The organism is Rahnella perminowiae (genome assembly GCF_019049755.1).
GTDB classification, from domain to species: Bacteria; Pseudomonadota; Gammaproteobacteria; order Enterobacterales; family Enterobacteriaceae; genus Rahnella; species Rahnella perminowiae.
The window spans coordinates 1-3,595 of sequence record NZ_JAFMOS010000286.1; the positions used below are offsets into that span (position 1 = coordinate 1).

The window sequence follows — 3,595 nt, forward strand, 5'->3', positions numbered from 1 at the left end:
ATTTAGATATAAAAACTTTTCTAACCGAAATAGAAGTAAGTATCATTTAAAATTTCAGATAAATAAGAGTTACATTCTTTTTCCTAATCACTGCTTTCCGCAGCCTCATAACTCACATCTGACAGCAATACCTCCAGATTCAACGTCGTCACAAAGCCACTGCCGCCCAGGCTGTGCGTCACCTTGCTGATTATCCAGGGCTGCGCGTCGATCACGGATTTAAAGCCGGACAGCCCCGCCGCCAGCGTGGTGTCTGCATCCACCGTGACCGCGTAGGTCACGCCGTTAATGCGCTTGGTCTGAATGACCGTACCCGCCGCCACGGTGCCCGCATGGCGGGCATCTTCTTTGTAAAAATGAATGGCACCCTTTGCCGCCGTCGCCGGTTTGGCCGTGAGGTTTACGCCCCAGGCCAACATCCGCAGCATTGCGCCGCTGGCCGTCGCCAGATACATATTGGCCAGCACCGTGTTAACGAGAATGTCTTTGATCCACAGCACCGGTGGCCAGGCTGGGAGCACTGCTACAGCGTCCAATTCTGACAACCTGCGAGTTATTGACTGGACAGACACAGTCGCCGTGAGGGCGATTGTGGCGCGTATAAGGGAAGAAACACCGAAGGTGAGTAAGTTACAGCGAAGTTTTGACCCAACGAAAGCCCGGGATGTTGCTCCATCGGCGAGATTGACGACAGAAGAACGGGCACGTTTGCCTGAAATTGAGCGAGAATTGATGAAAAGCAAAATCACTGCTGCGCGCTGGGAGTTGGAGGTATTAAGCAGCGGGGCTACCTTGAAAATAGGTGATACAGAATTACATTTCGGAATGGTTGAGGATTGGCCGGAGTTTAGCTAAAAGAAATGCCCTGGTAGGCGTTTTAGTTCATTTGCTGAGTATTTCAATCTGAAGCTTTTAACTGCAGCCGGATGTGTAAGTGAAATAAATAAATTACTCCTACAGCAAGCAAGGCTGAAACACTCATCGCTATATTTAGGTATAGGTCTAATATTCCCTCTGCATCGTAGATACCAAAGAACCATGCAAAGTGGTGCATTGTGCCCTCAGTGATGAAGTTGTCAATCACCTGGCTAAAGATGACCGTCAATACGAAGAACGCAATCAGATAGCCTAAGGCCGCAAAAAAAAAACTTAACCCACTTCATCCAACCATAATCTTAATAATTCCTCAATAAAGGACACGATTTAAGGCATGTTCTTCTTCCATAGACTACTTATTGGTTTTTGAGGCATCTTCCTGTTTAACCTGTTCCATCCATCCTTCCAGTGACCATAGACAGGTTGCGGATTCAACTCCAGGAACATCTAGCAATGCCAGACGTGTTTCATTATAAATACGCATCACTTCTTCTTTAGACTTATTTAACGGGGAAACACAGGATAGAACGCTTCCTTGCTGATGCTTATATTTGTGCTTATCGAGTATGGCGAGAGTGTTCAATGTCTCTTTAACATTTGGGGCAATAGCATAATAAAGTGCTTCGGAGAGCTGTTCTGCCTGTTGCTGATTGATCACCGGCGCTAAATCCGGTGCTAAAAATATCCAATCATTTTGACCGCTGGCAATATTATCAAGTGCGGTTTTCCAATCATCGGATGATATTTTTTCAGAGAATTCAGTTTCGCCATATTTTCGGATTTCACTGCGTAATTTTTGCGGAGTAACCGCAGCAAAAGCCATCACAGGAAACAATAAAAGTGCAGCAAAAACCCTCATCTGACTACCTCAAGAGATTCAGACGACCCTCGGATTTGGTGACGCACTGATGGCGGCAGGATAATACAGCCCTCAGATGCGAAACCTGATGGCCCGTGCGTTCTTTCACCATGAATTCGAAATAGGCTCCTGCCAAAAGAATCGCCAGATGTTTGGTGAAGTTCTATGGTCATTGGGCCTTTAGACGCAGTCGTGGATCCAATTCGATAAGTCCCACGTGGGAGAGGTCCCATTCCTCTAACATGTTGGCGGTCAGGGTTGTTTTTGTTAGTCAAAACGCCGGAATAACCTTGTCCAACAAGCACACCATCGTGGAACATTTCGCCGGTACTTTGTTTGTATGTCAAAACCATTTTCACATCTCCTTATGCAGTAGCGCGTTCGTTCCAGCTATCAGAATGTTGAATGTTCCCATCCAAATACTTCCACGTGATTTTTTCATATCTCAATTCAACGTATTCGATGTGGTTTATTTTTTCGCCATACGCAGATTGAATATCGTGCATCATTGGTATAATCCCAATAATTTTTACGTTTTCTAAAAGAGTATTAAAATATTCCACTTCCTGCCCAGCATCATTGATACGGTAGTATTTGATTTCAGCGGATTTGAGCGTCTGCCCGGTGCATAAAGCTTTATAGATATAGGGGGTCGATGAATCAATTTCCTTATCGAAAGTAAACGGTGCATGAATTCTGGTGCCCGTTGGCTTACCAGTATTGTTGTCATTGGGGATTGAAACGTCATGCGTAAAACCTACTATCTCAATACTTCCCTCACGTCCCCGGACCTCGACAGAACCTTTAATATCTGCTCCACCGTCATCCTTCAACCATAAATACGCTGGTATAGCCATTGTTAACAACTCCTTATGTTTTGTAGGGAAAACATACACCCAAAAAAACCCTTGAACAATATGGACTTTTACCGCAAGGCAGGGATTGTCTATTTTGCCAGCAAAGCATTCAGGTGGTAGATTATTGCTATGCATAACATTCAGAAATATATGGAAATCATATCAGAAAAAACCTAGAACACTGTATAAATACTCAGTTAAATGAGGTGGGAATGGAAGGCTTACAAACGGCTGCATTGTTGGAGAGGTTCGCGTTAATTGCCAAATTAGCCACATCTACAGATTGCGATCATGATGAACGTGAGATGGTTGCCATTTGGATTGCGGAAATGGCCGTAACCGCAAAAGAGGGGTTACTTGCCATTATCTTTGATGTAAACGGTGCGGGCAAAATCCATTGATTTCGGTGCATAGCTCTTTGAGGGGCTATGCATGCATTACCTGCATGTATTTGCATGATCCAGAAAGGATCAAAAAATGCCTGTTCGCCCTGACCTAGTTTGTATTGTTAAATTGTGCCTATCAACTGGCGCACGCTGGTCAGAAGCAGAAGAACTCAATAGAAGCCAGGTCACAAAATATAAAGTCACTTACACAAAGACAAAAGGCCGGAAAAATAGAACCATCCCTATAAGTGAAGATCTTTATGACTCGTTACCAGAAGTGAAAAAAGGCAGATTATTTAAGAATTGCTATGGCGCTTTCCGTTCCGCACTGGAACGTACTGATATTGAATTACCCGCTGGGCAGCTAACACACGTCTTGCGCCACACTTTCGCATCACACTTTATGATGAATGGTGGGAATATTTCGGTTTTGCAACGAGTGCTTGGTTACACCGATATCAAAATTACCATGCGGTATTCTCACTTTGCGCCAGAACATCTTGAAGAAGCTCTTAAACTTAATCCAATAGCCAGTAACTGAACAGGTAAACTTAGCACTGAAATTGCTAATAAGTAATTATTTTAGTAAATAATAAAACTCTGATCCTAGGCTTTAC

6 protein-coding genes and 1 pseudogene are annotated in these 3,595 nt (G+C 43.9%); 3 read left to right on the top strand and 4 right to left on the bottom strand.

What is annotated here, in order from left to right:
* Positions 1–83: 83 nt before the first annotated feature.
* Complete coding sequence (locus J1785_RS26975; protein WP_420803826.1) at positions 84–536, bottom strand: baseplate J/gp47 family protein; 453 nt, start codon at positions 534–536, stop codon at positions 84–86.
* Between the two features lie 85 nt (positions 537–621).
* On the opposite strand from J1785_RS26975, the gene J1785_RS02435 reads away from it, so the two are divergent.
* Complete coding sequence (locus tag J1785_RS02435) at positions 622–855, top strand: hypothetical protein (protein ID WP_238483033.1); 234 nt, start codon at positions 622–624, stop codon at positions 853–855.
* 373 nt (positions 856–1,228) lie between these two features.
* Here J1785_RS02435 and J1785_RS02440 read toward each other — a convergent pair whose 3' ends face one another.
* The 3 genes from J1785_RS02440 to J1785_RS02450 are packed head-to-tail and all read right to left on the bottom strand — an operon-like array spanning position 1,229 to position 2,592.
* Complete coding sequence (locus J1785_RS02440) at positions 1,229–1,735, bottom strand: hypothetical protein (RefSeq protein WP_129954467.1); 507 nt, start codon at positions 1,733–1,735, stop codon at positions 1,229–1,231.
* A complete protein-coding gene (locus J1785_RS02445) occupies positions 1,732–2,088 on the bottom strand; it encodes a tlde1 domain-containing protein (RefSeq protein ID WP_217218732.1) in 357 nt (118 codons plus the stop codon). Before J1785_RS02445 ends, J1785_RS02440 begins: the two co-directional genes overlap by 4 nt.
* Positions 2,089–2,100: 12 nt before the next feature.
* Positions 2,101–2,592 (bottom strand): Hcp family type VI secretion system effector, encoded by a 492-nt coding sequence (locus J1785_RS02450; RefSeq protein WP_129954463.1) that lies wholly within the window; start codon positions 2,590–2,592, stop codon positions 2,101–2,103.
* A 212-nt stretch (positions 2,593–2,804) separates the two neighbouring features.
* Here J1785_RS02450 and J1785_RS02455 point away from each other — a divergent pair, with 212 nt between their 5' ends.
* On the top strand, positions 2,805–2,993 hold the full coding sequence (locus J1785_RS02455) for a hypothetical protein (protein ID WP_129954461.1): 189 nt from the start codon (positions 2,805–2,807) through the stop codon (positions 2,991–2,993).
* Positions 2,994–3,081: 88 nt separating this feature from the next.
* Positions 3,082–3,519: pseudogene (locus J1785_RS02460) on the top strand (tyrosine-type recombinase/integrase); the annotation flags it as partial.
* Between the last annotated feature and the right edge of the window lie 76 nt (positions 3,520–3,595).

Bases quoted from the DNA above. Each gene is read 5' to 3' on its own strand.
- J1785_RS02440 (WP_129954467.1), bottom strand. From the start codon at position 1,735: ATGAGGGTTTTTGCTGCACTTTTATTGTTTCCTGTGATGGCTTTTGCT.
- J1785_RS02445 (WP_217218732.1), bottom strand. From the start codon at position 2,088: ATGGTTTTGACATACAAACAAAGTACCGGCGAAATGTTCCACGATGGT.
- J1785_RS02450 (WP_129954463.1), bottom strand. From the start codon at position 2,592: ATGGCTATACCAGCGTATTTATGGTTGAAGGATGACGGTGGAGCAGAT.
- J1785_RS02455 (WP_129954461.1), top strand. From the start codon at position 2,805: ATGGAAGGCTTACAAACGGCTGCATTGTTGGAGAGGTTCGCGTTAATT.